This is a genomic window from Kocuria sp. LHG3120, assembly GCF_049897445.1.
Classification (GTDB): Bacteria; Actinomycetota; Actinomycetes; order Actinomycetales; family Micrococcaceae; genus Kocuria; species Kocuria rosea.
This window is the reverse complement of the sequence record NZ_JAFCWG010000004.1, coordinates 281329-308044: the sequence shown is the minus strand read 5'-3', so window position 1 is coordinate 308044 and position 26716 is coordinate 281329. Positions and strand designations below refer to the sequence as shown.

Below are 26716 nucleotides of genomic sequence, written 5' to 3'. Positions count from 1 at the left end.
ACGATCAGCGGCCGGCCGGCGGGCTGCGCCACCCGCTCGCGCGCCGTCCGGGCCGCCGCCACGAGGTGCTCCAGCGACGCCCTCGTCTCCTCGTAGCCGCGGGTCTTCAGGCCGCAGTCCGGGTTGACCCACAGGGTCCGCGCCGGGACGTGCTCGAGGGCCCGCTCGAGCAGCTGCTCGATCTCCTCCTGGGAGGGCACGCGCGGGGAGTGGATGTCCCACACGCCCGGCCCGATGCCCCGGGAGAAGCCGGCGGCCTCGAGGTCGGTCAGCACCTCCATCCGGGACCGGGCCGCCTCGATGCTCGTGACGTCGGCGTCCAGGCCGTCGATCGCCCCCACCACCTCGCCGAACTCCGAGTAGCACAGGTGGGTGTGGATCTGGGTCTCGTCCCGCACCCCCGAGGTGGCCAGGCGGAACGCGTCCACCGACCAGCCGAGGTAGGCGGGCTGGTCCGCGCGGCGCAGCGGCAGCAGCTCCCGCAGCGCCGGCTCGTCCACCTGGATGATCCCGATCCCGGCGGCCTCGAGGTCCGCGACCTCGTCCCGCAGCGCGAGCGCCACCTGGTTCGCCGTCTCGCCGAGCGGCTGGTCGTCGCGCACGAAGGACCACGCGAGGATCGTCACCGGGCCAGTCAGCATGCCCTTGACCGGCTTGTCGGTGAGGGACTGGGCGTGGCCGATCCACGGCACCGTGAACGCCTCGCCGCGCAGGCCCGGACCCTCCCGGCTGACGTCGCCCCACAGGATCGACGGGCGGGTGCAGCGGGAGCCGTAGGACTGGACCCAGCCGTGGACGGTGGTCGCGAAGCCGTCGAGGTGCTCGGCGAAGTACTGGACCATGTCGTTGCGCTCCGGCTCGCCGTGCACCAGCACGTCCAGGCCCAGCTCCTCCTGCAGCCGCACGACCCGCTCGATCTCCTCCCGCAGGAAGGCGTCGTACTGCGCGTCCGTCAGGGCGCCGGCGCGGTGCCGGGCGCGGGCGGCACGGACCTCGGCGGTCTGGGGGAAGGATCCGATCGTGGTGGTGGGCAGCGGGGGCAGGGGGCCGGAGGCCGTGAAGGCCCGGCCGTCCTGGGCGCTCCGGCGGACCTCCGCGGCAGACCGTCCGATGTCCGCGGCGGTCAGCGACCCGGCGCGCTCGCGCACGGCCGCGTCCCGGACCCCTGCGGCGTCCTGCCGGGTGCGGCGGGCCTCGGCGGCCTCGGCCAGCTCCGGCGCGACCGCCTCTGTCCCGGCGGCGAGACCGCGGGCCAGGGTGACGATCTCGCCGACCTTCTGGTCGGCGAAGGCGAGCCAGCTCCGCAGCTGCGGGTCCAGCCGGGTCTCCTCGGCCACGTCGTGCGGGACGTGGAACAGGGACGTGGAGGAGGCCACGGACACCTGGGCGCCCCCGCGGGCCAGCTCCGCGAGCTGGTCGAGCCGGCCGGCCAGGTCGGCCCGCCACACGTTGTGCCCGTCCACGGCGCCGGCCACGAGCACGGCGGAGTCCTCGCCCCGGAAGAGCTCCAGCTCCTCGGCGGTGGGGGCGGCGCCCTTGACGAGGTCGAGGTGCAGGGCCTCCACCCCGGAGCAGGCCAGCGGGTGCAGCAGCGGCCCGGGGGAGCCGTAGGACGTGGTGACGAACAGCTGCGGGCGCCCGGTCACGGCGGTCAGGCCCGTGTAGGCGTCCCACACGGACGAGGCGAGCTGCTCGCCGGGGACGTCCTGGTCCGCCACGAGGGCCGGCTCCTCCAGCTGCACCCAGTCCGCGCCGGCGGCGGCGAGCTCCTGGATCAGCCGCGCGTACACGGGCAGCAGCTCGGGGAGCCGCTGCAGCGGGTCGAAGCCCGCGGGGGCGTCGTCGTCGGCCTTGGCGAGGAGGAGGAAGGACACCGGGCCCACGAGGACCGGGCGGACGGTGAAGCCGTGTGCGGCGGCGCGGCGGACGTCGGCCACGAGCCGGTCGGCGGTGGCGCGGAGCGGGGTCTCCGGGCCGATCTCGGGCACGAGGTAGTGGTAGTTGGTGTCGAACCACTTGGTCAGCTCGAGGGGAGCGCGCCCGGCGTCGCCGCGGGCCAGCACGAAGCTCGCGTCGAGGCCGAGCCGGCCCTCGGCGTCGGCGAGATCGGCGAAGCGGGCCGGCACCGCCCCGAGGGCCACGGTGGTGTCCAGGACCTGGTCGTAGAGGGGGAACGCCGCGGGCAGGGACGAGTCCCGGGCGCCGAGGCCCAGCTCCACGAGCCGGCGGTGGGTCGCCAGCTGCAGGTCGGCGGCCGCAGACTCGAGCTCCTCGCGGGTCGAGCGCCCGGCCCAGTAGGCCTCCAGGGCCTTCTTCAGCTCGCGGCGGCGGCCGATCCGGGGGTAGCCGGTGATGGTGGCGGCGGGGAACGGGACAGTGGTCATGGTGGTCTCCTGAAGGGGTGTCGAGGGGTCGTGCGGAACGGTGGGTGGGCGCGTGCTCAGGCGGGGAGCAGAAGGTCCTCGAGCGCGACGGGCACGTGCGGGACGCGCGGGAGGTCCACGTGCTCCAGCAGGTCGAGCGCGGCCCCGTGCTCGTTGAAGGTGTAGAGGTGCAGCCCGGGGGCGCCGGCGTCCAGGGCGGCGCGGGCCAGCCGCGCCGCGAAGGCCACGCCGGCGCGGTGCCGCTCGGCAGGACCGGGCGCGTCCTCCAGCGCGGCGGCCAGGCCCGGGTGGGGCGCCAGGCCCGCCAGCCGGCACAGCGTCCGGAGCCGCCGCGGGTCGGTGACCGGCATGATCCCCGGGACGATCGGGATCGTCACCCCGGCCGCCCGCGCCGCCGCGACCAGGCGCTCGTAGCGCTGCGGGCGGAAGTAGACCTGCGTGATCGCGAAGTCCGCCCCGGAGCGCTGCTTGGCCAGCAGCACCTCGACGTCGTGCCGGAAGGACGGCGACTCCGGGTGCCGGGTCGGGTAGGCGGCCACGCCCACGGCGAGCCGGCCGGCCGCCAGGGCCGCGGTGTGGCGCTGCTCGACCTCGCGCACGAGCTCCACGAGCTCGCCGGCGTGCCGCAGCTCGCCCGGCTCGGCCCCCGGGTCGAGGTCGCCGCGCAGGGCCAGGACGCCCCGGACGCCGCGGCGGACCAGTGCGGCCACGGTCTGCTCCAGCTCGGCCCGAGTGCTGCCGACGCACGTCAGGTGGGCCAGGGGCCGCAGGCTCGTGCGCGCCAGGAGGTGGTCGAGCAGGGCGAGCGAGCTGTCCCGGCGCTGCTCGTCCCCGCTGTACGTCACCGAGACGTGGTCGGGACGGGTGGGCTCGAGCTCCTCGATGGTCCGCAGCAGCGTGTCGGCGCTCGCCGCGCTGCGCGGCGGATAGAGCTCGTAGGACAGGGACGGCGGCGCCGGCCGGGCGGTCGGGCGTGGTGTCACGTTCTTCCTCCAAGGGTCACCCCGAGGGAGGGCAGCAGCCGTCCCGGAGTGGACCCGGGAGGCTGCGACAGCTCCATCGGTCCTGGCGGGAGCACCGTTCCGCGCACCCCGTGGCGGGGGCGCGGATGGTTGCTGCGGCGTCGACGAGCCAGGTCTCTCGGCCGCTCTGGATAGATGCAGGACCCATTCCAGCGGCTGCCCCGCCGCGCTGCCAAGTGCGGGCGCCCAGAAGACGCCGGTGCGCCGACTGTGACGACCGCGGCGTCACAGGACGCAACACCGACGCGCGACGACGCACCGGCGACGACGCACCGGCGGCGAGGCCCATGAGGAGCGCAGGTCCGGGGCCGTCACGATCCGGTCTCGGGTCTTGCCGGGCCGGGGCGGGCGGCCTAGTCTTTGACAACCAACAGGTTGATCAAGGAATCAGTTGACAAACACCGTGGATCCCGGCGACGACGAGCTCGACAGGGCCTTCCTGGCCCTGGCCGACCCGGTCCGCCGCCGCATCGTCGCCCGGCTCAGCCGCGGACCGGCCACGGTCACCGAACTGGCGGAACCCTTCGCGATCTCCCTCCAGGCGGTCTCGAAGCACATCCAGGTCCTCGAGCAGGCGCAGCTCGTCACGCGCACCCGTGACGCCCAGCGCCGGCCCGTCCACCTGGACCCCGCACGGCTCGAGGCGCTCACCGCGTGGATCGACCGGTACCGGCTGGTCCGGGAGGAGCAGTTCCGCCGCCTCGACGCCGTGCTCGACACCCGAGCCGCGGACCGCGGCCAGCACACCCAGGACTGAACCATGGGACACGCACTGCACCTGACCGTCCCCGACGGCCTGCCCTTCATCGACTTCGAGCGCGAGTTCGACCACCCCGTGGCCGACGTCTTCCGCGCCCACGCCGACCCCGAGCTGTTCCGGCAGTGGATCGGGCCGCGCGGGCTGCGGACCCGGATCGACGGCTTCGAGTTCCGCCCCGGCGGCGCCTACCGGTTCGTCCAGCGCGGCGAGGACAGCACCGAGGAGTACGCCTTCCGCGGCGTCTTCCACACGGTGCGCGAGAACGAGCTCGTGGTCCAGACCTTCGAGTACGAGGACTGGCCCGACGCCGTGGACCTGGAGTACCTGCATTTCGAGGACCTGGGCGACGGCCGGTGCCGGCTGCGCGGGCACACCGTCCACGCGTCCCAGGAGGCCCGCGACGGGATGGTCGGATCCGGCATGGAGAAGGGCGTGGCCGAGGGCTACGAGCGGCTCGAGGAGCTGCTGGGCGGGCGGACCGCGCAGGGCGGGGTCTGACCGTGGACTGGACGCTCGAGGTGGTGCTGGTGCCGGTGCGCGACGTCGACCGGGCCGTGGAGTTCTACCGGGACCAGGTCGGCTTCCACCTCGACCACCACACCACCACCGAGCAGATGGACATCGCCCAGCTGACCCCGCCCGGGTCCGGCTGCTCGATCGTGGTGGGCAACCTCCCCGCCCACCGGGAGATGGCCCCCGGATCCCTGCGCGGGCTCCAGCTGGTGGTCGCGGACGCCCGGGCGGCCCGCGAGGAGCTGCTGTCCCGGGGCGTGGAGGTGAGCGGGATCACGGTGCTCGACGAGCGGGACGGCGGCACCGTCTTCGGCTTCAGCGACCCCGACGGCAACTCGTGGGCGGTCCAGGAGCTGCGGGTCCGCGCCGAGCGCCCGCTGATCCCGCCGGAGCACCGCCTCTGACACCGTCACCGGCGCCGGCGACGGCCGCGCACCGCGGCATGTCCTGTGCCCGTGGCCCCGGCGGAGCCGCGGCTCCGCCGGATCAGTCCTGCGGGGCGTGCTCGGCCCGGCGGCCGAGCACCTTCGAGGCCAGGGCGATGAGCGCCACCAGCCCGGCCGTGAGCAGGAGCTGGCCCCGCACGGCGCCGTCGAGCAGCCCGAGCAGGACGATCCCGGCGAGGAGCGCCAGCGCCAGGTACGACAGCCACGGGAAGGCCCACATCCGCAGGGGCAGCTCGGTGCCGTCCCGGTCCGCGCGGCGGCGCAGGACGATCTGCGAGACCAGCGCGAGCCCCCAGACGACCAGGCAGGTCGCGCCCACGGTGTTGAGCATCCACAGCAGCACGGTCTCGGGCCACAGGTAGTTCAGCACCACGGCGGCGAAGCCGAAGAGCACGGAGACGACCACCGCGCTCCGGGGGACCCCGCGGTCGGAGACGTCGGCGAAGGCCCGCGGCGCCGAGCCGCGGCGGGCCAGCGACCAGAGCATCCGGGACGCGCCGTAGATGTTCGCGTTGAGGGCCGAGAGCAGCGCCAGGATGATGACCACGGCCATCAGCACGTCCGCGCCGGGCACCCCGGCGGTCTCCAGCACGGCCACGAACGGGCTGACCGAGAGCTGCTCGTCGTTCCACGGCAGCACCAGGACCATGACGGTCACGGCGCCCACGTAGAAGACGAGGATCCGGACCAGGATGGTGCGCACGGCGCGGGCCACGTTGCGCTGCGGGTCCTCGGTCTCCGCGGCGGCGATGGTCACGAGCTCCGTGCCGCCGAACGCGAAGACCACCACGAGCAGCGCGGCGGCCACCCCGGTCGGGCCGTGGGGCAGGAAGCCGCCGTGGGCGGTGAGGTTCGCGAGCCCCGGGGAGGGCTCCTCGGTCAGGCCCAGGAGCACGGCGATCCCGACCGCGAGGAAGGCCAGCACCGCGAGCACCTTCATCAGCGCGAACCAGAACTCGGTCTCCCCGAGCGTGCGCACCCGCACCAGGTTGATCGCCGTGAACACCACCATGAACAGCAGCGCCAGCACCCACTGCTCGGCCACCGGCCACAGCTCCGCGAGCAGCTGGGCCGCGGCCGTGGCCTCCGCCGCGACCACCACCACGATCTGCGCCCACCACAGCCAGCCGAGGGTGCGTCCCACGGTGCGGCCCATGGCCTTCTCGGCGTAGGTGGAGAACGCGCCGGGGGACGGATCCGCGGCGGCCATCTCGCCCAGCGCCCGCATCACGAGCACGAGCAGCACGCACGCCACCAGGAAGGACAGCAGCACCGCCGGCCCGGCGGTGCGGATCGCGGCGCCCGTGCCGATGAACAGGCCGGTGCCGATCGCGCTGCCCAGGGCCATCATCACGAGGTGCCGGGCCTTGAGGTGGGTGCCCGGGGCGGCCGCGGGCGCGGAGGACGGGGACCCGCCCGGGGTCCACGTGGAAGGGGAACTCATGAGCATCGAGGGTATCGGACCGCGGTGGCCGCCGAACGGGGCGGCGGATGCCGGTCCCGGGTCACGGCCCGCTAGACTTGCACGGTACGAGCCCCTGGGTCTCCTCCTGCCGGCGTCGCGCCGTCCCGGTCGCGCGGGTGGGAGCGGGCCGACGCAGGGGCGTTGTCGTGCCCGGCCGGTGCGCGCCTCCGCCGGGGCCCGCGGGAGAAGTCCCGTTCCATCCAGGCAGGAGAGTCGTTCAATGCCAGCAATCGTGATCGTCGGCGCCCAGTGGGGCGACGAGGGCAAGGGCAAGGCCACCGACCTGCTGGGAGGCCGCGTGGACTACGTGGTCAAGCCCAACGGCGGCAACAACGCGGGGCACACCGTGGTGGTGGGCGGCGACAAGTTCGAGCTCAAGCTCCTGCCGGCGGGCATCCTGAGCCCCAACGCCGTCCCCGTGATCGGCAACGGCGTCGTCGTCAATCCCCAGGCCCTCTTCGAGGAGATCGACGGCCTCGAGGCGCGCGGGGCGGACACCTCCCGGCTGCGCGTCTCCGCGAACGCCCACCTGGTGGCCCCGTACCACCAGACGATGGACCAGGTCTCGGAGCGCTTCCTCGGCAAGCGGGCGATCGGCACCACGGGCCGCGGCATCGGGCCCGCCTACATGGACAAGGTCGGCCGGCTCGGCATCCGCGTCCAGGACGTCCTGGACGAGTCGATCCTGCGGCAGAAGATCGAGGGCGCGCTGCGGCAGAAGAACGAGCTGCTCGTGAAGCTCTACAACCGCCGGGACATCGACGTCGAGGAGGTCGTGCAGTACTTCCTGGGCTACGCCGACCGGCTCGCCCCGATGATCGTGGACTCGACCTACCTGCTCAACCAGGCCCTCGACGAGGACAAGGTGGTGCTCATGGAGGGCGGCCAGGCGACCTTCCTCGACGTCGACCACGGCACCTACCCGTTCGTGACGTCCTCCAACCCCACCGCGGGCGGCGCGTCCGTGGGCTCGGGCATCGGGCCGACCCGCATCACCCGGGCGATCGGCATCATCAAGGCCTACACCACCCGCGTGGGCGCCGGGCCGTTCCCCACCGAGCTCTTCGACGAGATGGGCGAGCAGCTGCGCACCACCGGCGGCGAGTTCGGCGTCAACACGGGCCGTCCCCGCCGCACCGGCTGGTACGACGCCGTGATGGCCCGCCACGCCTCCCGGATCAACGGCTTCACCGACTACTTCCTCACCAAGCTCGACGTCCTCACCGGCATCGAGCAGATCCCGGTGTGCGTGGCCTACGACGTCGACGGCGTCCGGCACGACGAGATGCCGATGACCCAGACCGAGTTCCACCACGCGAAGCCAATCTTCGAGCACTTCGCCGGGTGGGAGGAGAACATCACCGGCTGCCGCACCCTGGAGGACCTGCCGGCGAACGCCCGGGCCTACGTCGAGGCGCTCGAGTCGATGAGCGGCACCCGGATGTCCGCGATCGGCGTGGGCCCGGACCGCGACGACACCATCGTGGTGCGCGACCTCATCAACTGATCCCTCCTCTCCTCCGCGCGGTTGCACGCGTCGGCGACCTCGAGCGCCCCGGTCGCCGGCACGTGCGACCTCGCGGGCAGGCAGGGAAACGCTCAGACGAGGACCAGGACCACCCAGATGCCGAGGGCGCCGAGGGCGAGCATCGCGGCCGAGGTCGCCAGCACGGCGCCGACCTCCGGCTCCGTGCCCTCCTCGACGATGCCGCGGGCGCTGCGGACGTAGCGGGGGCGCTGCGTGACGTAGATCGCCGCCGCCGTGAGGACCGCCAGGCCGAACAGCACCAGCACGAACGGCCCGTGGTGCGGCAGCCAGCGCAGGAAGATCGCCGAGACCACCACGAAGGACATCAGGGTCCGGCCCCAGGCCATCGTGGTGCGCTCCGGCTGCAGCCCGGGGTCCCCGTGCGGCGGCCGAGGGGGGTCCGGGGGCCCCGGAGGGCGGCGGAGCTGCGGGCGGGGCATCTCAGCCCTGCAGGACGACGACGACGAGCACTCCCGCCGCGATCGCCCCGCCCACCGCGAGCACCGGTGCGATCAGGGGCAGCGGCAGCGGGGCCTGGCGCCGCATGCTCCGCTCCACCCCGATCCAGCGGAACGTGGCGCCCGCGCTGAGGAGCATGCTCAGCACCAGCAGCACGATCGCGAGGAACTTCCGCACGCCGTCGTCGAACAGGTCCGCGGTGAACGCCTCGATGGCGATCCCGCCGGCCAGGAACGCGAGCGCGGTCCGGATCCAGGCGAGGAACGTGCGCTCGTTGGCCAGCGTGAACCGGGGGTCGGGGGCGGTCCCGCCGCCGAGCACGCGCTCGGACAGCCGGCGTCGCCCCGGGGTCTCGGACTGCTCGCCCATCGCCTGCCCTTCGCTCGCGCGGTCGTGTCGGCCCCATCCTGCCACGGGCCGTGCCGCGAACTGTTCCACGGGCGGGGGCACAGGCCGGTCGCGGATGCACCGGTCGCGGATACAGTGGGAGCTTCAGCCGCGACCCGCCGAGGAGGACACCCGTGAAGATCGCCGTCGGACAGTTCGCACCCACCGCCGACACGGCCGAGAACCTGCGGACCATGCGCCGGCTCACCGAGCAGGCCGCGGCCGGCGGGGCGCAGCTGGTGGTGTTCCCGGAGGAGGCCATGTTCTCCGAGCGGCTCCTCGGGGAGGACTTCGAGGAGCTGGTCCTGCGCGGCTGGTCCGGGTTCGTCCAGCAGCTGTCCTTCCTGGCCGCGCAGACCGGCGTCGCCGTGATCGCGGGCGGCTACGAGGGCTCCGCCGACGGGCGCCCCTACAACACGCTCGTGGCCGTGGACGCGCAGGGCGCGATCCTCGGCACGTACCGCAAGCTCCACCTCTACGACGCCTTCAGCCACCGGGAGTCCGACCGGATCCGCCCGGGCGACAAGGGCGTCACGGTGGTGCGGATCGGGGAGCTCGCGGTCGGCATGATCACCTGCTACGACCTGCGCTTCCCCGAGATCTGCCGCGCCGTGGTCGACGCCGGGGCGGAGCTGCTCACCGTGCCCGCGGCCTGGTTCGCCGGCGAGCACAAGGTGGACCACTGGCAGGCGCTGCTCAAGGCCCGCGCGATCGAGAACACCGTCTGGGTCGCGGCCGCGGACACCTGCTCCGAGCACACGGTGGGCCGCTCCGCGGTGCTCGACCCGCTCGGCGTGGTGGTCGCCGAGGCGGGGGAGGACGAAACCGTGCTGACCGCCGACGTCACGCGCGAGCGCATCGCCGAGGTGCGCGAGACCGTGCCCGTGCTCGCGAACCGCCGGTTCGGCCCGGCGGAGCTGCTGCCCTCCGACGAGGGCTGAGGCGACCGCCGACCGACCGATTGAACCGACCGACCGGTCTGACCGACTGCACCGACGACCCCTGGAGGACCCCGTGGACGACGACCGCTCCGATGCCCCGCCGCGCCCGGACGGCCCCGGCGGGTCCGGGCACGCCGGCGGCGGCCCGACGACCCCGTGGGGCCCACCGCCGCCGTGGCAGGCGGAGCGCTTCGCCGTGGGCCGCAGCCACGCCGACACCGCGCTGATCCTCGGCATCCTGAGCGTGGTGGTGCTGCCCCTGCTGGGCCCCTTCGCGATCTGGCAGGCGCGGGAGGCCGAGAAGCTCGGCACCCCCGCCGTTCCTGGGCGGGTGCTCGGCTGGGTCGGCACCGTCCTGCTCGGCGTCCTGGTGCTGTTCCTCGTCCTGTGGCTGGTCGCCGTCGTGTTCCTGGTCAGCTCCGGCGGCTGAGCCGGGGGCTGGGACGGATCCCGGCCCCCGGTCACCAGATGCGCACGCGCTCCACCTCGGGCAGCCACAGCGCGTCCGTCTCCCGCACCCCGAACGCCTCGTAGAAGGCGGGGACGTTGCGGACCGTCTGGTTCGCCCGGAACTCGTTGGGGGAGTGCGGGTCGGTGGCGATGCGGTGGCGCAGCGCCTCGTCGCGGGACTTCTGCTGCCACACGTAGGCCCAGGACAGGAAGAGGCGCTGCTCGGGGCTGTAGCCGTCGATCAGCTCCCCGGGGCCGAAGGCGCTGCCGGTCTCCCGGGACATCCGCCACGCCTGGTGGGCGATCGTGAGCCCGCCCAGGTCCCCGATGTTCTCCCCGAGGGTGAGCTCGCCGTTGACGTGCGTGCCCTCCTCCGCGAGCTGCTCCGGGACCAGGCGGTCGTACTGGCGCACCAGCTCCGCCGTGCGCTCCTCGAAGGCCTGCCGGTCGGCGTCGGTCCACCAGTTGCGCAGCCGGCCGTCGCCGTCGCAGGTCGAGCCCTTGTCGTCGAAGCCGTGGCCGATCTCGTGGCCGATCACGGAGCCGATCGCGCCGTAGTTCACGGCGTCGTCGGCGTCCTCGTCGAAGAACGGGGGCTGCAGGATCGCGGCCGGGAAGACGATCTCGTTGCGCAGCGGGTGGTAGTAGGCGTTGACCGTCTGCGGGGTCATGAGCCACTCGTGCTTCTCCACCGGCTGGCCCGCCTTGCGGACGAGCTCGGCGAGCCGGAACTCCGTGGTGCGGATCCGGTTGCCCACCAGGTCCTCGGGGTCGATCCGCAGGGAGGAGTAGTCCTTCCACTTCTCGGGGTAGCCGATCTTCGGGGTGAACTGGGAGAGCTTCTTCAGCGCCTCCTGGCGGGTCTCCTCGGTCATCCAGTCCAGGCCCGTGATCGAGACGCGGTAGGCCTCCAGGAGGTTGGCCACGAGCTCGTCCATCCGCTCCTTGGCGGTGGGGGAGAAGTGCGCGGCGACGTAGAGCTCGCCCACGGCCTCGCCGAGGACCCCGTTGACGAGCTCGACCCCGCGCTTCCAGCGGTCCTTGAGCCGCGGGGTCCCCGAGAGCACGGTGCCGTAGAAGGCGAAGTCCTCCTCGACGAACGCGGACGACAGGTAGGAGGCGCGCGCGGAGACCAGGTGCCAGCGGGCCCAGGACCGCCAGGCCGGCAGCAGCTCGTCGACGAGCAGCTCCTCGACCCCGGTGAAGAAGCTCGGCTGGGCGTTGACCACGGTGCGCAGCGCCGTCGCGGGCAGCTCCGCGCCCTCGGCCAGGAGCCGCCAGTCGAGGACCGCGGCGGAGGCCGCGAGCTCCTCGAAGCCCATGGGGTTGTACATCTTGGTGAGGTCGCGGACCGTGACCTTGTCCCAGTGGTGGGCGGCGATCCGCGTCTCGAGGTCCACCACGGCGCGGGCCTGCTCCTCGGCGTCCTCGACCCCGGCCAGGGACAGCATGGTCCGCACGTGCTCCAGGTACTTCCCGCGGATCGCGGCGTGCTGGTCGTCCCGGTAGTACTCCTCGTCGGGCAGGCCCAGCCCCGACTGCCCCACGAACACGAGCTGGCGCTCGGGGTCGCCCGGGTCGGCGTCGACGTCCACGCCGACCAGGCCGCCCGCACCGCGGCGGATCATCCGGCCCAGGTGGCGCACCAGGCCGGGGACGTTCGCCACGGCGTCCACCTCCGCGAGATCCGGGGCGAGGGGGGAGGCGCCGAGCGCCTCGATCCGCTCCTCGTCCATGAAGGACGCGTAGAGGTTCGCGATCTTGGACTCCACGGCCTCCGGGTCCCCGGCGCGGGCCCGGGTGATGAGCTCGCGCACGGCGGCCTCCGCCTGGTCCCGCAGCTCGATGAACGCGCCCACGGACGGCTTGTCGTCGGGGATCTCGGTCCGGCGCTGCCAGGTGCCGTTGACGTGGCGGTAGAGGTCGTCCTGGGGGCGGACGGAGCGGTCGAAGCCGGAGAGGTCGAACACCGAAGAGGTCACCGTGGATGTCATGCCCACCACGTTAACCGGCTCCCGGCGGAGCGGGCGGGCTGTTCCCCGACCGCTTAACCCGGTTCGTCCCGGGTCCGGCCCGCGTGCGCCCCGGGGCCGGACCCGGCGGGACCGTCCTCCCGGGTCAGGACCGGCCGCCGGTGAACCGCGGCGGGCGCTTCTGCTGGAACGCGGCGAAGCCCTCGGCGTAGTCGGCGCTGCGGCACAGCTCGCCCTGCACCCGGTTCTCGTTCTCGACGGACTCCCACAGCCCCAGGCGCTCGTCGCGGATCTGGGCCACGAGCTCGCGGGAGGCGAGGAACGCGCCGGTCGCGCCCTCGGCCACGGCCGCCGCCTTGGCCCGGGTGAGCTCGAGCAGCTCGTCGGCGGGCACCGAACGGCTGAACAGCCCGGAGCGCACGGCCTCCTGGCCGCTCATCAGCTCGGCCGTGTAGATGAGGTCCAGGGTCCGGTGGGCGCCGAGCCGCTCGGTGAACAGGGCGTGCCCTCCCGAGTCGAGGGTCGCGCCCAGGTTCGCGAAGGGGGAGCCGATCTTGGCGCTGTCGGCGACGTAGACCACGTCCGTGGCGATCGCCAGGCCGAGCCCCACGCCCAGGCACGCGCCCTGCACGGCGGCGAACGTCGGGGCGGGGAACCGGGTCATGGCGCGCAGCAGCGGGGTGACCTTCCCGGCCAGGAAGCCGTGGGCGTCGTCGCTCGCGGGGTCCACCGCGGAGATGTCGCGGCCGGCGCAGAAGCCGCGGCCCTCGCCGCGCAGCACGAGGGCCCGGACGCCGGCCCTCGCCGCCTCGGCGTAGGCGTCGCCGAGCTCGGCGAGTGCCGCCTCGTCCAGGGCGTTCATCCTGCCGGGGGCGTTCAGCACCACTTCGGCCACGGATCCGTCGATGGTCAGGTCGATCACTGCTGCTCCTCGGTGAGGTCGGGACTGGGGGCGGGACGGCCCGGGGGGCCCGGCACCTGCACGGTGCCGGGCCCCCGGAGCGAGCGGCTCAGGCGTCGAAGTCGACGACGAGCTCCTTGGAGGTGGGGCGGGTCTGGCAGGTGAGCACGTAGCCCTTCTCGATCTCGTCCTTCTCGAGGGCGTAGTTCTCCTCCATCACGAACTCCCCGGAGACGACCTTCGCGCGGCACGTGCCGCACACCCCGCCGGCGCACGCGAACGGGACGTCGGGGCGGACCCGGAGCGCGGCGTTGAGGACCGTCTCCTGCGCGTTCTTCGGGGACTCGATCGAGCTGGACAGGCCGTCCAGGTTGAACGTGATGTCGTAGCTCTCGCCCGAGGGGTCGGCCTGGACCACGCGGCCCTGCTGGCCCTGGGGGTTCTCGGGGCGGCCGGTGCTGAAGAGCTCGAAGCGGATCTTGTCCTCGGCCACGCCGCGCTCGGCCAGGGTGTCCCGGCACAGCTGGACGAGCTCGAACGGCCCGCACAGGAACCACTCGTCCGTCCGGTCCACCTGGAGCACCTCGTCCAGGATGTCCTGGAGCTTGTCGGCGTCGATCCGTCCGGACATCAGCGGGCTGATCCGCTGCTCGCGGGAGAGCACGTGGTGGACCGCCAGGCGGGACGGGTACTTGTCCTTGAGGTCCCCGAGCTCCTCGGCGAACATGACCTCCATCGCGGAGCGGTTCGCGTAGACGAGGTCGAACGTGGAGGACTCCGAGGCGCGCAGCACGGCCTTGGCGATCGCCATGATCGGGGTGATCCCGGAGCCCGCGGCGAAGGCCACGAGGTGGACGGACGCGTTCTTGGCGACCTCCTCGGCGGCGAGCCGCTCGGGGTCGTTCATGCTGGTGAGCCCGAGCTTGGAGATGAACGCGCCCTGCGGGTTCATGACGTCGAGCGTGTCGCCGGCCCGCAGGGAGCTGTTGGCCCAGGTGGAGAAGACCCCGCCGATGTCCTGCTTGATCGCCACCCGGATCTCGCCCGGCCGCGGCTCCGCGCAGATCGAGTAGGACCGGCGGACCTCCTGCCCGTCGATGTGGGCGCGCAGCGCCACGTACTGCCCGGGCAGGTAGTCGTAGTCGTCCACGAGCTCCGGGGGCACCGTGAAGGCCACCTCGACGGAGTCCGCGGTGAGCTTGCGGACCTGGGAGACCTCGAGGGTGTTGAACGTGGCCCGGCGCCGGGCGGGGGTGGTGATCTCGGTCATCAGTGCACCTTGAAGTAGTCGAAGGGTTCCAGGCACTCGTTGCAGACGTGGAGCGCCTTGCAGGCGGTGGACCCGAAGCGGGTCAGCTCGCGGGTGTTCAGGGAGTGGCAGCGCGGGCACTTGACGGTGAGCCCCAGCCGGACGGGGCCGGCGGCGGCCCGGCCGCTGGGCGGGGCGATGCCGTACTCGTCGAGCTTGCGCCTGCCCTCGTCGCTCATCCAGTCCGTGGTCCACGCCGGCTGCAGCACGAGGTCGACCCGCACGTCGTCGTAGCCCTCGGCGTTGAGCGCCCGGGTGACGTCCGTGGTGATGGTCTCCATCGCGGGGCACCCGGAGTAGGTCGGGGTGATGACGACGACGGCGCGCGCGCCCTCCAGCCGGGCGTCCCGCAGGATGCCGAGGTCGGCGATGGAGAGCACGGGGACCTCGGGGTCGTTCACCGTGGCGGCGATGTCCCAGACGCGGCCGGCGGCCTCGTCCCGGGGGCGCAGCTCGCGGCCGGTCACCTGCGTGGCGCCCGTCTGCTCGGAGCCGGTCATCGTCATCGCCTCCTCACCAGGTGGCGCCGGGATGCCGGCGGGCCAGCACCTGCATCTCGGCGAGGATGTGGCCGCGCTGCTCGCTGAACTGCCCCGAGCGGTCGCCGCCCCAGGCACCCAGGACCTCGGGGACGGACAGCCCCGCCTCGTCGAGGATCGCGGTGATCCGGCGGTCGAAGTCGGCGCGCAGGGAGGACGGGAGCACGGCGACGTCCCCGAGGGACTCGACGAGCTCGTCGTCGTGGAACAGCTCGTCCACGTAGGGCCACATGTAGGTGAGGCCGGCCTGGACGCGGCGCTTGGACTCCTCCGTGCCGAGGCCCAGGCGCAGGATCCACTGGCTCGCGTGGTCCTGGTGGTACTCGACCTCCTTGAGCGCCTTGTCCGCGATGGCCGCGAGCGTCGGGTCGGTGGAGCGGACGAGGCGGCGGTAGAGCTCGTACTGGTAGTAGGAGAAGATCAGCTGCCGGGCGATGGTCTGCCCGAAGTCGCCGTTCTCCTGCTCCACGAGGCGGCAGGAGCGGAACTCCTCCTCGTCGCGGAAGTAGGCGAGGTCGTCCTCGGTCTTCCCCCACGCGGTGCCCGCGTAGGTGAGCAGGAAGCGGGCGTGCCCGAGCAGGTCCAGGGCGATGTTGGCCAGCGCGATGTCCTCCTCCAGCTCCGGGGCCCGGGCGATCCACCAGCCGAGGCGCTGGGCGAGCATCAGGGCGTCGTCGCCCAGGTACAGGGCGTAGCGGGCCACGTCCTCGGGGGCCTTCGCGCCGCCGGCCCGGATGTCCTCCGCGGTGATGGCGTCGCCCGCGCTCTGCCGGGTCGCGGACTCGTGGGATGCGAAGCTCACAGGTGCTTCACCCCTTCGCTCTTGGTGTAGTACGTGGCGTGGCGGTAGCTCTTGCCCTGGGCGGACTCGAAGAACCCGCCCTTGGAGTCGGGGTCCGAGGCGGTGATGGCCGCGGAGGGCACCACCCACACGGAGGTCCCCTCGTTGCGGCGGGTGTAGAGGTCCCGGGCGTTGCGCACGGCCATCGTGGCGTCCGGGGCGTGCAGGGATCCGGCGTGGACGTGGGAGAGCCCGCGCGAGGACCGCACGAACACCTCCCACAGGGGCCACTCGTCCGAGGGCGCGCCGATCGGGCTCACGGTGTTCTCGCTCATGCTCAGGCTCCGATGAGTTCGGCGGAGGCGCGCTCCGCGGCGGTCTTGCGGGCGTAGGCGGCGGCGGCCTCGCGGACCCAGGCGCCGTCCTCGTGCGCCGTGCGGCGGCGCTGCATGCGCTGGAGGTTGCACGGGCCCCGGCCGCCGACGACGGCCTTGAACTCGTCCCAGTCCAGCGGTCCGTAGTCGTAGTGGCCGCGCTCCTCGTTCCACTTGAGGTCCGGGTCCGGCAGGGTCAGGTCCAGTGCGGCGGCCTGCTCCACGATCATGTCCACGAAGCGCTGGCGCAGCTCGTCGTTGGAGAAGCGCTTGATGTTCCACGCCATGGACTGCTTCGAGTTGGGCGAGTCGTCGTCCGGGGGGCCGAACATCTGCAGGGACGGGCCGTAGAAGCGGTTCACGGCGTCCTGGGCCATCTGCTTCTGGGCGGGCGTGCCGTGGGAGAGCTCGTAGAGGATCTCCCAGCCCTGGCGCTGGTGGAAGGACTCCTCCTTGCAGATGCGGACCATGGCCCGGCCGTAGGGGCCGTAGGAGGCCCGGCACAGCGGGACCTGGTTGGCGATCGCCGCGCCGTCCACGAGCCAGCCGATGGCGCCCATGTCGGCCCAGGTGCGCGCGGGGTAGTTGAAGATCGAGGAGTACTTGGCCCGGCCGTCCAGCAGCTGCTGGTTGAGCTCGGAGCGGGGGGTGCCCAGGGTCTCGGCGGCGGAGTAGAGGTACAGCCCGTGGCCTGCCTCGTCCTGCACCTTGGCCATGAGGATGGCCTTGCGCTTGAGGGACGGCGCCCGGGAGATCCAGTTGCCCTCCGGCTGCATGCCGATGATCTCGGAGTGGGCGTGCTGCGAGACCTGGCGGACCAGGGTCTTGCGGTAGGCGGCGGGCATCCAGTCGCGCGGCTCGATCCGGGAGTCCTCGGCGATGATGCGGTCGAAGTGCTCCTCGCCCGCGCGGTCCAGCTCCGACTGCTCGGCCGCGTCCGCGGCGGGCACGGCGTGGAGCCCCGTGTTCTGCGTAGTCATGGTGTCCCTCTTCCGACGAGATGGCGCCGCGGGGCGGGAGGGCCGCACGCGACTAACTGACCGTTCGTTCAGAATATAAGCCCCCGGGGGCGGCGTCAACAGGTGGCGCCGATGGAGTGCTCCCGCGCTCCTCCGGGACGGTGCGGGTTGACACGGGCGGCGGAGTGGGATTGTCTACTGAACATTCGGTCGTGAACTGTGAGGAGAGTTACATGTCCCAGGGCCATCCGATCCTCGCGGGGGACCACACCTCGCGCTGGATGGGCATCACCGTGGACCGTGCCGAGTACGGCCACGCCCAGATCCGCATGACCCTGCGGGAGGAGATGCTCAACGGGTTCGGCATCGCCCACGGCGGCATGGTCTTCGCCTTCGCGGACACCTGCTTCGCCCTCGCCTGCAACGACCCCGCCGGGGACGGCACCACCATCACGGTGGCCGCGGGAGTGGACATCAACTTCCTCGCCTCGGCCTACCGCGGGCAGGAGCTCACCGCCGTGGGGACCGTGCGCGCCCAGGCGGGGCGCAGCGGCGTCTACGACATCCAGGTCCTGGCCGACGGCCGGCTCATCGCCGAGTTCCGGGGCCGCAGCCGCACCATCCCCAACCCCGCCCTCCGCGCGGTGAAGCCCGCGGAGCGCCCTGCCGAGGACTCTGCCGGGGACCCGGCCGCGCAGCCCGTCCTGCAGTCCGCCCAGCCGTCCGCCCCGCAGCCCGAGGAAGTCTGACATGACCGAGTGCTCCGTCCCGAACCCCTACACCCCCGCCCCCGCCCCGGCGGACCGGTCGCAGCCGGACCCCGAGGAGACGATGAGCCGGGACCAGATCGAGTCCCTGCAGGTCGAGCGGCTGCGCTGGACCCTGCACCACGCCTACGAGAACGTCGCCGCCTACACGGAGGTCTTCGACGCGCACGGCGTGCACCCCGCCGACTTCAAGGAGCTCGAGGACCTGCGGCTCTTCCCGTACACGGACAAGGAGTTCCTGCGGAAGGCGTATCCGTTCAAGTCCCTCGCGGTGCCGATGTCCGAGGTCCGGCGGATCCACGCCTCCTCCGGCACCACCGGGCAGCCCACCGTGGTGGCCTACACGCAGAACGACATCGACACCTGGGCGGGCCTCGTGGCCCGCTGCTTCCGGCTCTCGGGCGTGCGCCCCGGGGACAAGGTGCACAACGCCTACGGCTACGGTCTGTTCACGGGCGGGCTCGGTGCCCACTACGGCGCCGAGCGCCTGGGCTGCGCCGTCATCCCGATGTCCGGCGGGCAGACCGAGAAGCAGGTCCAGATGATCCGGGACTTCCAGCCCGAGGCCATCCTCTCGACCCCCACCTACCTGCTGACCATCGCCGACGGCTTCAGGAAGCTCGGCCTGGACCCGCGGGAGACGTCGCTGCGCACCGCGGTGCTCGGGGCGGAGCCCTGGACCGAGGAGATGCGCCGCGAGATCGAGACGGCCTTCGACGTCGACGCGTGCGACATCTACGGCCTCTCCGAGGTCATGGGCCCCGGCGTGGCCGGCGAGTCCGCCGCGTCCAAGGACGGCTCGCACATCTGGGAGGACCACTTCCGCCCCGAGATCATCGACCCGTTCACGGACGAGGTCCAGGACACCGGCCGGCCCGGCGAGCTCGTCTTCACGGCGCTCACCAAGGAGGCCCTGCCGATCATCCGCTACCGCACCCACGACCTGACCCGCCTGCTGCCCGGCACGGACCGGCCCGGGCACCGGCGGATGGGCCGGATCACGGGCCGCTCCGACGACATGATCATCCTGCGGGGGGTCAACCTGTTCCCCTCCCAGATCGAGGAGCTCGCCCTGCAGGTGCCGGAGCTGAGCCCGCACTTCACGCTCGAGATCACCCGTCCGCACCGGATGGACCAGATGACCATCAACATCGAGCGGCGCGAGCAGGTGACCGTCGAGGCCGCCGAGGCGGGCGGCCAGAAGCTCCTGCACGCCATCAAGACGAAGATCGGCTCCTCGGCCTCGATCCGGATCGCCGAGCCGGGGACCCTCGCCCGGTCCTCCGGCAAGCTGCGCCGCGTCTACGACCACCGCAAGGACGCGTGACGCCCCGCCGCGGCATAAGATCGTTGTCCTGCCCGTCCCCACCGAGATCGAGGTCCCCATGACGCACGCACCGGCGCCCGCCCCTCCGGACGGCGCGGCCCCGCGCCGGGGCCGGCCCGGCTACGACCGCGAGACGCTGCTCGCCGTGTGCGTGGAGGTCTTCAACGTGCACGGCTACGACGCCACGTCGATGGGAACGCTGTCCAAGCACCTGGGGATCTCCAAGTCCGCGATCTACCACCACGTGGAGTCCAAGGAGGAGATCCTCGAGCAGGCGCTGGGCCGGGCCCTCGACGCGCTCGAGGAGGTCCTGGCCGCCGCCGAGCGGACGCAGGTCCCGGCGGTCGAGCGGCTCGAGCAGGTGATCCGCGGGACCGTGCACGTGCTCGTGGAGCAGATGCCGTACGTGACCCTGCTGCTGCGGCTGCGGGGCAACTCGGAGGTCGAGACGAGGGCGCTCGAGCGCCGCCGCACGGTCACCCGCCGGGTCGGCGCGCTCATCGAGCAGGCGCAGGCGGAGGGCGACCTGCGCCGCGACCTCAGCGGCCGGTCCGCCTCGCGGCTGCTCCTGGGCATGATCAACTCGATCGTCGACTGGTACCGGCCGGACCCGGACAGGGCCGACGACGGGCTGGCCGACACCGTGGTCGCGCTCGCCTTCTCGGGGCTGCGGGTCTCCTGAGCCCTCGCCCGGTCGCTCCGCCGAGCCCCGACCGCGGAGGCCGCTCGCCGCCGGGTCCCCGAAGCACGCGATCCCCCACGCCCGGTGCGTGAGGGATCGCGTGCTTCGTGGGGACCCGACAGCCCGGGGCGGGTCTCGCCCGGGTCAGGCGGTGGGCCAGGTCTTCGCGACCAGGGTCAGCACGTCGTAGGTCGCCACGATCTCGTCGTGCTGGTTGTGCAGGATCGCGTCCCAGCAGACCTCGCCGTACTCGTCGGTGACCCGCGGGGTGATCTGCTTGGCGGTGAGGGTCACCCGGATGTGGTCGTCGTAGGTCACCGGCGTGATGAAGCGCAGGTTCTCCAGGCCGTAGTTCGCCAGGACGGGACCGGGGGCGGGCTCCACGAACAGCCCGGCGGCCCAGGAGACCAGCAGGTAGCCGTGGGCCACCCGGCGCGGGAAGAACGGGTTGGCCGTGGCGGCCTCCTCGTCGGTGTGCGCGTAGAAGGTGTCGCCGGTCTTCTCGGCGAACTCGGTGATGTCCTCGAGGGTCACGGTGCGCAGCTCGGAGGCGAACTGGTCGCCGATCCGCAGCGTCTCCAGGGACTTGCGGAACGGGTGCTCGCCGGTGCCGTTCTCGACCGCCTCGCGGGTCACGGTGTTCGCCGCGGCGCCCCGGTGCCAGACCCCGGTCACCGCCGTGAGGATGTCCGGGGGCCCCTGGATCGCGGTGCGCTGCATGTAGTGCTTGACGCCGCGCACGCCGCCCAGCTCCTCGCCGCCGCCGGCGCGGCCGGGGCCGCCGTGGACGAGGTGCGGCATGGGGGAGCCGTGGCCGGTGGAGGTCTTCGCGTCCTGGCGGTTGAGGAAGTGCACGCGCCCGTGGTGCGAGCCGATGCCCGCGGTGAACCGGGCGGCGGTCGCGCCGTCGTTCGTGCACACGGTCGCCACGAGCGAGCCGCCGCCGAGCGCGGCGAGCCGCACGGCGTCGTCGACGTCGGTGTAGCCGAGCACGGAGGTGACGGGGCCGAAGGCCTCGACGAAGTGCACCTCCGGGGTGTCCGGGTCGTCGAAGGACAGCACCGTGACGGGGAAGAAGGCGCCCGCCCCGGTGTCGGCGTCGCCGACGGAGGCGTCCGGGCCGCCCAGGCGGACGGTGCCGCCGGCGGCGACCAGGCGCTCCACGGCCTTGCGGACCTCGCCCTGCTGCTCCTTGGAGGCCAGGGCGCCCATGGTGACGCCCTCGGTGCGCGGGTCGCCGATGACCACGCGCTGCTGCACGCGCTCGGCGACGGCGGCCACGACGTCCTCCACGCGGTCCTGCGGGACGATGACGCGCCGGATGGCCGTGCACTTCTGCCCGGCCTTGGAGGTGATCTCGACGAACACCGCCTTCACGAAGGCGTCGAACTCCGGGGTCTCCGGGGTGGCGTCGGGGCCGAGGATCGCGGCGTTGAGGGAGTCCGTCTCGGCGGTGAAGCGCACTCCGCCGTCGATGACGTTCTCGTGGTGGCGCAGCGACTGCGCGGTGCCGGCGGAGCCGGTGAAGGCCACGTGGTCGCGGTAGTCCAGGTGGTCGAGCAGGTCCCGGGCGGAGCCGGAGACCAGCTGCAGGGAGCCCTCCGGCAGGATGCCGGAGTCGATCATCAGGCGCACGCAGGCGGCCGTGACGTAGCCGGTCGGCGTGGCCGGCTTCACCAGGGTCGGCATGCCGGCGATGAAGGCGGGGGCGAACTTCTCGAGCATGCCCCACACCGGGAAGTTGAACGCGTTGATCTGCACGGCGACGCCGGGCATGCGGGTGTAGATGTGCTCGCCCAGGAAGGACCCGTCCTTGGAGAGCTGCTCCACCGCCCCGTCCACGACGACGTTGGCGTTGGGCAGCTCGCGCCGGCCCTTGGAGGAGAACGTGAAGAGGGTGCCGATGCCGCCGTCCACGTCGAAGAAGTGGTCCTTCAGCGTGGCCCCGGTCGAGTAGGAGACGTCGTAGAGCTCCTGCTTGTGCTCGGTGAGGTACTGGGCGAGCTCCTTGAGCTTGAGCGCCCGCTCGTGGATGGTGAGCTCCCCGAGGGAGCGCTGCCCCACGGTCCGGCCGTAGTCCACGGCGGAGGCGATGTCGATGCCGTCCGTGGACACGCGCGCCACGACCTCGCCGGTCGAGGCGTCGGCCACCTCCGTCACCTTCTGCGGGTTCTCCGGCGACCACCACCGGCCCCTCAGGTAGCTGGGGAGGATGGTCTGGGTCTGTGCTGCCACGGTGCGTGGTCCTTTCGCTCGGGTGTGCGCGGGCGGCCGGTCCGTCGCCCGCATCCTGACCGATCGTTCGGTATTATGACCACGATAACCTACGTCACACCCCGGGACCACTGCCCCACGGTGGTCCTGCCCCGTCGCCGAGCGCCCGAGGAGTGCCATGACCACGACCGAGACCCACGAGCCCTGGCGCATCGTCCTGGGCGAGCTCGACGAGAAGATGGGCGTCACCGTCCTCGAGGAGTCGGCGGAGCGCGTGGTCGCCTCCATGCCCGTCGAGGGCAACCGCCAGTCGCTGGGCCTGCTCCACGGCGGCGCCATGGTGGCCCTCGGCGAGGCCGTCGGTTCCTGGGCCGCGGTGATCCACGCCTCCACGATGGGCAAGGTCGCCGTGGGCGTGGACGTCAACGCCACCCACCACCGGTCGTCCCGCACGGGCACCGTGACCGCCACGGCCACCGCCCTGCAGCTCGGACGCTCCCTCACGTGCCACGAGGTGGTCCTCGAGCACGAGGACGGCGCCCGGCTGTGCACCGTGCGGATCACCAACTTCCTCAAGGACAAGCCGCAGCAGGCCACGAACCCCGCCGAGGGCTAGACCGGGAACCAGGCCTGGGGTCCGCCGGCCAGCGGGTCAGGACGCCGGACGGGAGCGGATCAGGACGGGCCGTGGAGCCGCCGGCGCAGGGCGGCCAGCTCCTCGGGCGACAGTCCGGCGTCGACGAGCCAGCGCTCGGCGTCGAACCCGTCCAGCAGCTCCTCGAGGGCCGCGCGACGCCCCGCGAGCAGCGGGGCGAGCTCGTGCTCGGGGTGGTGGCGCTCGACCGGGTGGGGGACGGGCGAGACGCGGTGCCACTCGTTGATCCCGCGCGCGGCGGCCTCGTCCTCCGCGACGAGGCGCTCCGGGGGCGCTCCGGCCAGCCCCAGGAGCAGCAGCGCGAGCACCCCCGTGCGGTCGCGGCCGGCCGAGCAGTGCACCACCACGGCGCCCTCGGCGGTCGCCACCGCCCGCACCGCCTCGGCCAGGAAGGCCGGGAACAGCCGCAGGTAGTCGCGGTAGCCGCGCGGGTGGTGCAGATAGGGCGTGCCCACCAGCGGGAACTGCGGATGGGCGGGGTCCTCGGTGGGGCGGTGCAGCACCGTGATGCCGGCGCGGGCGGCCGGGTCGTCCGCGGGGTCCGTGGGCCGGCGCCGCCGCTCGTCCGCGTTGCGCAGGTCCACGACCGTGCGCACCCCGTCCGCCGCGGCGGCGCGCCACCCCGAGGGGCTCAGCCGCTCGGAGCGGCCCATCCGCCACACGTCGCCGGCCAGGCGCCGGGCGTTGAGCGCGCCGTCCCACGCGGCGGGGGTCCCGGGCTGTGCGTGCATGCCCCCACCCTAGGACCCGCGTCCGACGGCGCGTCCCGCCGCCCGCGCCCAGGAGGGCGGGACGGCAGGGGGCGGGTGCTACTGGTCGTAGTCGAAGAAGCCCTTGCCGGTCTTGCGGCCGAGCTCGCCGCGGGACACCATGTCCCGCATCAGCTGCGGGGGGGCGAAGCGCGGGCCGAGCTGCGACTCGAGGTACTCGGCGATGCCCAGGCGCACGTCCAGGCCCACGATGTCCGTCAGGGCCAGGGGGCCGACCGGGAACCTGTAGCCCAGGACCATGGCGTTGTCGATGTCGGCGGGAGAGGCCACGCCCTCCTCGACCATCCGGATGGCCTCGAGGGCGATCGCCACGCCCAGCCGCGACGAGGCGAAGCCGGGGGCGTCGTTGACGACCACCGGGGTCTTGCCGAGGCCCTCGACCCACTGCACCGAGAGCCGCCTGAGCTCCTCGCCGGTGTGCTTCGAGTTCACGACCTCCACGAGCTTCGAGGCCGGCACGGGGTTGAAGAAGTGCAGCCCGCAGAACCGCTCGGGGCGTCCCAGCTGCTCGGCCAGCCCGTCCACGGACAGCGAGGAGGTGTTGGTGGCCAGCCACGCGGTCTCGGCGAGGTGGCGCTCGACCTCCTGCAGGGCCGTGACCTTCAGGTCCCACGCCTCGGGGACGGCCTCGACGACGAGCTCGCAGTCCGCGAAGTCGGCGTGGTCGAGGGAGACGGTCAGGTTCTCGGCCCACTCGTCCAGGTTGCCGTCCACGCCCCCGCGCTCCAGGGACTTGGCGAGGTCCCGCTCGATCCGCTCGCGGGCGGCCTCCGCTGCCTGCCCGTCCCGCTCCACCACGGTCACCCTCGCCCCGGCGAGCAGGAAGGCGTGGGCGATGCCCGCGCCCATGCGGCCTCCCCCCAGGACGCCGACGACGGCGGGAACGGCCAGTGCGTGCTTCTCGGTCATGGTCGGGGTGCTCCTACTTCTTGTTCTTCTTGCGGTCCAGGAAGGCCTGCATGCGGTCGAACTTCGCCTCCGACTCGAAGAGCACGGCCTGGGCCAGCTCGTCGATGTGCGGGTGGGCGGACGGGGGCGCCGCGAAGACCCGCTTGGAGATCCGCACGGCGAGGGGGTCCTGGGCGCCGATCCGGTCGGCGAGCGCGTGCGCGGCGCCGACGAGCTCTGCGGGCTCGTGCAGCTCGGTGACGAGGTGCAGGGCCAGGGCCTCGTCCGCGCCGAGGATCCGGCCGGCGAGCAGGATGTCCAGGGCGATCGCCTCGCCGACCAGCTCCTTGAGCCGCCACAGCCCGCCGGCGGCGGCGATGATGCCCAGGTTCGTCTCCGGCTGGCCGATCGTGAGGTGCGGGGTGGCGATGCGGAAGTCCGCGGCGTAGGCCAGCTCCGCGCCGCCGCCCAGGGCGTAGCCGTCGATCGCGGCGATCACCGGCATGGGCAGCTTGTGGATCCGGTCGAAGATCCGGGAGTTGATCCCGGCCAGGGCGTCGTCGCGGCGGCGCTCGCGCAGCTGCGCGATGTCGGCGCCGGAGGCGAAGACCCCCCGGCCGTTCACCTCGGTGCCGGAGAGGATCAGGATCTTCGGGTGCCGCTCGAGGTGGCCGCACACGGTGTGCAGCTCCTCGACCATGGTCGCGTCGATGGCGTTGCGCACGGCGGGGCGGTCCAGGACCACGTGCAGGCGGTCCTCGCGCTCCTCGAGCCGCAGGGCGGTGAACTCCGCGCCGAGGATCTCGCTGGGCCCGACCATCAGAGCTTCTCCACGAGCATCGCGGTGCCCTGGCCCACGCCCACGCACATGGTGGCCAGGCCGCGGTCGGCGCCCTCGCGCTCCATCCGGCCCAGCAGCGTCACCACGAGCCGGGAGCCGGAGGAGCCCAGGGGGTGGCCGAGCGCGATCGCCCCGCCGTCGTTGTTGACGGTGCCGGCGTCGAGGCCGAGGCGGCGGATGCAGGCCAGGGACTGGGAGGCGAAGGCCTCGTTGAGCTCGACCGCCCCGAGGTCGCCGATGCCCCACCCGGTGCGCCCGAGCACCTTCTGGGTGGCGGGGACGGGGCCGATGCCCATGATCTCCGGGGCCACGCCGGCGGAGGCGCCGTCGACGATCCGGGCCCGGGCGGCCAGCCCGTACTTCTCGGCCGCGCGCTCGGAGACCACGAGGATCGCCGAGGCGCCGTCGTTGAGGGAGGAGGCGTTGCCGGCGGTGACGACCGTCCCGTGGTCCACCACGGGGCGCAGCTTCGCGAGGGCGTCCATCGTGGTGCCCGGGCGGGGGCCCTCGTCCGTGTCGACGACGGTCGTCGCACCCTTGCGGCCCGTGACGGTCACCGGGACGATCTCGGGGGCGAAGCGCCCGGCGTCGATCGCGGCGATCGCCTTCTCGTGGGAGGCCACGGCGAAGGCGTCGGCGTCCTCGCGCGAGATCCCGTCGACGATCGCGACCTCCTCGGCCGTCTCCGGCATCGAGTAGGTCATCTTGTCCTGCTTCTTGAACTCGGGGTTGGTGAAGCGCCAGCCGATGGAGGTGTCGAAGACGTCGCCGGGCTTCGCGAACGCCTTGGCCGGCTTCTCCATCACCCAGGGGGCGCGGGACATGGACTCCACGCCGCCGGCGACGACGATGTCGGCGGCGCCGGCCTTGATCATGTGGGAGGCCATGATGATGGCCGAGAGCCCGGAGGCGCAGAGCCGGTTGACGGTGATGCCGGGGACGGTGTCGGGGAAGCCGGCGAGCAGCCAGGCCATGCGGGCGACGTTGCGGTTCTCCTCGCCGGCGCCGTTGGCGTTGCCGAGGATCACCTCGTCGACGTCGTGCGGGTCGATCCCGGCGTCGGTCACCGCGTGCCTGACCACGAGGGCGGCGAGGTCGTCGGGGCGCACGCTCGCCAGCGCGCCGCCGTAGCGGCCCACCGGGGTGCGGGCCCCGCCGACGAGGAGGGCCTGAGGGGTTGCGGGCATGGGTGGGCTCCTGTCGCGACGGGGTGCGGCCGGCATCCGGGCATCGTCGCCCGAATTTACCGACCGATCGTTCATCAAACCTTCCCACGCGTGCGCCCGCGGGGTCAACAGCGCCGCGGCCGCGATCGGCTGTGGTCTGCTTCACAAATCAAGGTCCGGGGGCTACCGTGGAACTAATACAGCATTTGACTATC

General features: G+C 72.9%; 25 protein-coding genes, 2 pseudogenes and 1 riboswitch. Of the genes and pseudogenes, 10 read left to right on the top strand and 17 right to left on the bottom strand.

All coding sequences use genetic code 11. The features are described 5' to 3' along the window. Nucleotides 1–17 precede the first annotated feature (17 nt). A pseudogene (gene metE / locus ACP7CD_RS10460) lies at nucleotides 18–2384 on the bottom strand (5-methyltetrahydropteroyltriglutamate--homocysteine S-methyltransferase); the annotation flags it as partial. 56 nt (nucleotides 2385–2440) lie between these two features. Beyond that, nucleotides 2441–3367 carry a methylenetetrahydrofolate reductase gene (locus ACP7CD_RS10455; protein ID WP_017833075.1) on the bottom strand — a complete coding sequence of 309 codons (927 nt, stop codon included), beginning with the start codon at nucleotides 3365–3367 and terminating at the stop codon, nucleotides 2441–2443. Between the two features lie 70 nt (nucleotides 3368–3437). Then, nucleotides 3438–3544: riboswitch (SAM riboswitch) on the bottom strand. A 265-nt stretch (nucleotides 3545–3809) separates the two neighbouring features. On the opposite strand from ACP7CD_RS10455, the gene ACP7CD_RS10450 reads away from it, so the two are divergent. The 3 genes from ACP7CD_RS10450 to ACP7CD_RS10440 are packed head-to-tail and all read left to right on the top strand — an operon-like array spanning nucleotide 3810 to nucleotide 5083. Further along, on the top strand, nucleotides 3810–4163 hold the full coding sequence (locus tag ACP7CD_RS10450) for an ArsR/SmtB family transcription factor (protein WP_095649820.1): 354 nt from the start codon (nucleotides 3810–3812) through the stop codon (nucleotides 4161–4163). Between the two features lie 3 nt (nucleotides 4164–4166). Beyond that, nucleotides 4167–4664, top strand: coding sequence for an SRPBCC family protein (locus tag ACP7CD_RS10445; protein WP_095649819.1), 498 nt, complete (start codon nucleotides 4167–4169; stop codon nucleotides 4662–4664). Nucleotides 4665–4666: 2 nt separating this feature from the next. Next, the gene (locus tag ACP7CD_RS10440) at nucleotides 4667–5083 is read left to right on the top strand and encodes a VOC family protein (protein ID WP_017833078.1); all 417 of its coding nucleotides are present in this window, start codon (nucleotides 4667–4669) and stop codon (nucleotides 5081–5083) included. A gap of 82 nt (nucleotides 5084–5165) precedes the next feature. Here the strand turns inward: ACP7CD_RS10440 and ACP7CD_RS10435 are convergent, their stop codons facing one another. Continuing rightward, nucleotides 5166–6575, bottom strand: coding sequence for an amino acid permease (locus ACP7CD_RS10435; protein WP_017833079.1), 1410 nt, complete (start codon nucleotides 6573–6575; stop codon nucleotides 5166–5168). Nucleotides 6576–6810: 235 nt separating this feature from the next. Between ACP7CD_RS10435 and ACP7CD_RS10430 the strand changes: the two genes are divergently transcribed. Beyond that, nucleotides 6811–8097, top strand: coding sequence for an adenylosuccinate synthase (locus ACP7CD_RS10430; RefSeq protein ID WP_031282833.1), 1287 nt, complete (start codon nucleotides 6811–6813; stop codon nucleotides 8095–8097). Nucleotides 8098–8189: 92 nt separating this feature from the next. On the opposite strand, the gene ACP7CD_RS10425 is transcribed toward ACP7CD_RS10430, so the two are convergent. Then, nucleotides 8190–8558 (bottom strand): DUF202 domain-containing protein, encoded by a 369-nt coding sequence (locus tag ACP7CD_RS10425; RefSeq protein WP_035927992.1) that lies wholly within the window; start codon nucleotides 8556–8558, stop codon nucleotides 8190–8192. A gap of 1 nt (nucleotide 8559) precedes the next feature. Next, nucleotides 8560–8946, bottom strand: coding sequence for a YidH family protein (locus ACP7CD_RS10420; protein ID WP_095649816.1), 387 nt, complete (start codon nucleotides 8944–8946; stop codon nucleotides 8560–8562). A gap of 152 nt (nucleotides 8947–9098) precedes the next feature. On the opposite strand from ACP7CD_RS10420, the gene ACP7CD_RS10415 reads away from it, so the two are divergent. After that, nucleotides 9099–9905 carry a carbon-nitrogen hydrolase family protein gene (locus tag ACP7CD_RS10415; RefSeq protein WP_284563230.1) on the top strand — a complete coding sequence of 269 codons (807 nt, stop codon included), beginning with the start codon at nucleotides 9099–9101 and terminating at the stop codon, nucleotides 9903–9905. A gap of 73 nt (nucleotides 9906–9978) precedes the next feature. After that, nucleotides 9979–10335 carry a hypothetical protein gene (locus ACP7CD_RS10410; RefSeq protein ID WP_017833084.1) on the top strand — a complete coding sequence of 119 codons (357 nt, stop codon included), beginning with the start codon at nucleotides 9979–9981 and terminating at the stop codon, nucleotides 10333–10335. Between the two features lie 31 nt (nucleotides 10336–10366). On the opposite strand, the gene ACP7CD_RS10405 is transcribed toward ACP7CD_RS10410, so the two are convergent. From ACP7CD_RS10405 to paaA, 7 genes are all read right to left on the bottom strand, one after another. Then, on the bottom strand, nucleotides 10367–12337 hold the full coding sequence (locus ACP7CD_RS10405) for a M13 family metallopeptidase (RefSeq protein WP_426120160.1): 1971 nt from the start codon (nucleotides 12335–12337) through the stop codon (nucleotides 10367–10369). A gap of 136 nt (nucleotides 12338–12473) precedes the next feature. Next, the gene (locus ACP7CD_RS10400; protein WP_017833086.1) at nucleotides 12474–13250 is read right to left on the bottom strand and encodes an enoyl-CoA hydratase/isomerase family protein; all 777 of its coding nucleotides are present in this window, start codon (nucleotides 13248–13250) and stop codon (nucleotides 12474–12476) included. A gap of 88 nt (nucleotides 13251–13338) precedes the next feature. Continuing rightward, nucleotides 13339–14499 (bottom strand): 1,2-phenylacetyl-CoA epoxidase subunit PaaE, encoded by a 1161-nt coding sequence (gene paaE / locus ACP7CD_RS10395; RefSeq protein WP_251355898.1) that lies wholly within the window; start codon nucleotides 14497–14499, stop codon nucleotides 13339–13341. Beyond that, nucleotides 14499–15044: a 1,2-phenylacetyl-CoA epoxidase subunit PaaD gene (paaD, locus tag ACP7CD_RS10390; RefSeq protein ID WP_017833088.1), complete on the bottom strand. Its 546-nt coding sequence runs from the start codon at nucleotides 15042–15044 to the stop codon at nucleotides 14499–14501. Before paaD ends, paaE begins: the two co-directional genes overlap by 1 nt. A 7-nt stretch (nucleotides 15045–15051) precedes the next feature. Further along, nucleotides 15052–15879 (bottom strand): 1,2-phenylacetyl-CoA epoxidase subunit PaaC, encoded by an 828-nt coding sequence (gene paaC, locus ACP7CD_RS10385; protein ID WP_017833089.1) that lies wholly within the window; start codon nucleotides 15877–15879, stop codon nucleotides 15052–15054. Beyond that, entirely contained in the window at nucleotides 15876–16193 is a 318-nt protein-coding gene (gene paaB, locus ACP7CD_RS10380) for a 1,2-phenylacetyl-CoA epoxidase subunit PaaB (RefSeq protein WP_017833090.1), read from the bottom strand. The genes paaC and paaB overlap by 4 nt, the downstream gene beginning before the upstream one ends. A gap of 2 nt (nucleotides 16194–16195) precedes the next feature. Next, complete coding sequence (paaA, locus tag ACP7CD_RS10375; RefSeq protein WP_426120159.1) at nucleotides 16196–17212, bottom strand: 1,2-phenylacetyl-CoA epoxidase subunit PaaA; 1017 nt, start codon at nucleotides 17210–17212, stop codon at nucleotides 16196–16198. 212 nt (nucleotides 17213–17424) lie between these two features. On the opposite strand from paaA, the pseudogene ACP7CD_RS10370 reads away from it, so the two are divergent. The 3 genes and pseudogenes from ACP7CD_RS10370 to ACP7CD_RS10360 all read left to right on the top strand — a co-directional run. Continuing rightward, nucleotides 17425–17820, top strand: a pseudogene (locus tag ACP7CD_RS10370) (hotdog fold thioesterase); the annotation flags it as partial. Between the two features lie 121 nt (nucleotides 17821–17941). Continuing rightward, complete coding sequence (locus ACP7CD_RS10365; protein ID WP_426120158.1) at nucleotides 17942–19285, top strand: phenylacetate--CoA ligase family protein; 1344 nt, start codon at nucleotides 17942–17944, stop codon at nucleotides 19283–19285. 58 nt (nucleotides 19286–19343) lie between these two features. After that, entirely contained in the window at nucleotides 19344–19967 is a 624-nt protein-coding gene (locus tag ACP7CD_RS10360; protein WP_426120157.1) for a TetR/AcrR family transcriptional regulator, read from the top strand. A 144-nt stretch (nucleotides 19968–20111) separates the two neighbouring features. Here the strand turns inward: ACP7CD_RS10360 and paaZ are convergent, their stop codons facing one another. After that, nucleotides 20112–22256: a phenylacetic acid degradation bifunctional protein PaaZ gene (paaZ, locus tag ACP7CD_RS10355; RefSeq protein WP_109221761.1), complete on the bottom strand. Its 2145-nt coding sequence runs from the start codon at nucleotides 22254–22256 to the stop codon at nucleotides 20112–20114. A gap of 103 nt (nucleotides 22257–22359) precedes the next feature. On the opposite strand from paaZ, the gene ACP7CD_RS10350 reads away from it, so the two are divergent. Continuing rightward, nucleotides 22360–22797, top strand: a complete 438-nt coding sequence (locus ACP7CD_RS10350; protein WP_017833096.1) for a PaaI family thioesterase — start codon at nucleotides 22360–22362, stop codon at nucleotides 22795–22797. Between the two features lie 59 nt (nucleotides 22798–22856). On the opposite strand, the gene ACP7CD_RS10345 is transcribed toward ACP7CD_RS10350, so the two are convergent. The 4 genes from ACP7CD_RS10345 to ACP7CD_RS10330 form a co-directional block, all read right to left on the bottom strand. Further along, nucleotides 22857–23567, bottom strand: coding sequence for a tyrosine-protein phosphatase (locus ACP7CD_RS10345; protein ID WP_095649812.1), 711 nt, complete (start codon nucleotides 23565–23567; stop codon nucleotides 22857–22859). Nucleotides 23568–23645: 78 nt separating this feature from the next. Beyond that, a complete protein-coding gene (locus ACP7CD_RS10340) occupies nucleotides 23646–24515 on the bottom strand; it encodes a 3-hydroxyacyl-CoA dehydrogenase family protein (protein WP_426120156.1) in 870 nt (289 codons plus the stop codon). 13 nt (nucleotides 24516–24528) lie between these two features. Further along, nucleotides 24529–25314, bottom strand: coding sequence for an enoyl-CoA hydratase/isomerase family protein (locus ACP7CD_RS10335; RefSeq protein WP_109221759.1), 786 nt, complete (start codon nucleotides 25312–25314; stop codon nucleotides 24529–24531). Beyond that, nucleotides 25314–26522 (bottom strand): thiolase family protein, encoded by a 1209-nt coding sequence (locus ACP7CD_RS10330; protein WP_017833100.1) that lies wholly within the window; start codon nucleotides 26520–26522, stop codon nucleotides 25314–25316. Before ACP7CD_RS10330 ends, ACP7CD_RS10335 begins: the two co-directional genes overlap by 1 nt. Between the last annotated feature and the right edge of the window lie 194 nt (nucleotides 26523–26716).

Coding starts and splice junctions, on each gene's coding strand:
- ACP7CD_RS10445 (WP_095649819.1), top strand. CDS start 4,167: ATGGGACACGCACTGCACCTGACCGTCCCCGACGGCCTGCCCTTCATC.
- ACP7CD_RS10435 (WP_017833079.1), bottom strand. CDS start 6,575: ATGCTCATGAGTTCCCCTTCCACGTGGACCCCGGGCGGGTCCCCGTCC.
- ACP7CD_RS10430 (WP_031282833.1), top strand. CDS start 6,811: ATGCCAGCAATCGTGATCGTCGGCGCCCAGTGGGGCGACGAGGGCAAG.
- ACP7CD_RS10425 (WP_035927992.1), bottom strand. CDS start 8,558: ATGCCCCGCCCGCAGCTCCGCCGCCCTCCGGGGCCCCCGGACCCCCCT.
- ACP7CD_RS10420 (WP_095649816.1), bottom strand. CDS start 8,946: ATGGGCGAGCAGTCCGAGACCCCGGGGCGACGCCGGCTGTCCGAGCGC.
- paaE (WP_251355898.1), bottom strand. CDS start 14,499: ATGACCGAGATCACCACCCCCGCCCGGCGCCGGGCCACGTTCAACACC.
- paaD (WP_017833088.1), bottom strand. CDS start 15,044: ATGACGATGACCGGCTCCGAGCAGACGGGCGCCACGCAGGTGACCGGC.
- paaB (WP_017833090.1), bottom strand. CDS start 16,193: ATGAGCGAGAACACCGTGAGCCCGATCGGCGCGCCCTCGGACGAGTGG.
- paaA (WP_426120159.1), bottom strand. CDS start 17,212: ATGACTACGCAGAACACGGGGCTCCACGCCGTGCCCGCCGCGGACGCG.
- ACP7CD_RS10365 (WP_426120158.1), top strand. CDS start 17,942: ATGACCGAGTGCTCCGTCCCGAACCCCTACACCCCCGCCCCCGCCCCG.
- ACP7CD_RS10360 (WP_426120157.1), top strand. CDS start 19,344: ATGACGCACGCACCGGCGCCCGCCCCTCCGGACGGCGCGGCCCCGCGC.
- paaZ (WP_109221761.1), bottom strand. CDS start 22,256: ATGCGGGCGACGGACCGGCCGCCCGCGCACACCCGAGCGAAAGGACCA.
- ACP7CD_RS10350 (WP_017833096.1), top strand. CDS start 22,360: ATGACCACGACCGAGACCCACGAGCCCTGGCGCATCGTCCTGGGCGAG.
- ACP7CD_RS10345 (WP_095649812.1), bottom strand. CDS start 23,567: ATGCACGCACAGCCCGGGACCCCCGCCGCGTGGGACGGCGCGCTCAAC.
- ACP7CD_RS10340 (WP_426120156.1), bottom strand. CDS start 24,515: ATGACCGAGAAGCACGCACTGGCCGTTCCCGCCGTCGTCGGCGTCCTG.
- ACP7CD_RS10335 (WP_109221759.1), bottom strand. CDS start 25,314: ATGGTCGGGCCCAGCGAGATCCTCGGCGCGGAGTTCACCGCCCTGCGG.
- ACP7CD_RS10330 (WP_017833100.1), bottom strand. CDS start 26,522: ATGCCCGCAACCCCTCAGGCCCTCCTCGTCGGCGGGGCCCGCACCCCG.